General features: G+C 62.2%; 2 pseudogenes. One reads left to right on the top strand and one right to left on the bottom strand.

Annotation, left to right across the window (positions count from 1 at the left end):
* Positions 1 to 123: 123 nt before the first annotated feature.
* Positions 124 to 222, bottom strand: a pseudogene (locus U8L64_RS00240) (Yip1 family protein); the annotation flags it as partial.
* On the opposite strand from U8L64_RS00240, the pseudogene U8L64_RS00235 reads away from it, so the two are divergent.
* Positions 209 to 341, top strand: a pseudogene (locus U8L64_RS00235) (ABC transporter substrate-binding protein); the annotation flags it as partial. The pseudogenes U8L64_RS00240 and U8L64_RS00235 sit on opposite strands and share 14 nt — an antisense overlap.

Below are 341 nucleotides of genomic sequence, written 5' to 3'. Positions count from 1 at the left end.
CCGAAGAAGCCGGGCTGATCAGCGGCTCGGCCGCCGCTGGCGTTCGCGGGGTACTGGAGGGGTTGACATGCAACATTCCTGGCGGTGTTGAATCGTGTCGGCAAGCCATGCCGAAAACGGATAAGAGTTGCGAAAAGCGCTGCGTGTATCCAGGCGGATGCGCTCGTCCTCGACCAGGCTCCAGCCCACCAGACGTGTACCGATGAACATGCAGACCGCCGGCTGGTTCAACAAGGAAATCAACTCGGTCGAGGATTTCCAGGGGCTGAAGATGCGTACGCCGGGTCTGTCCAGGCCATCGGTGTCGGCCAGGGTGAAGCTGCCGGAGGCGAACTCGCCAG

Source organism: Pseudomonas sp. FIP_A4, assembly GCF_036701605.1.
GTDB classification, from domain to species: Bacteria; Pseudomonadota; Gammaproteobacteria; order Pseudomonadales; family Pseudomonadaceae; genus Stutzerimonas; species Stutzerimonas phenolilytica.
This window is presented reverse-complemented; position numbering and strand designations above follow the sequence as displayed.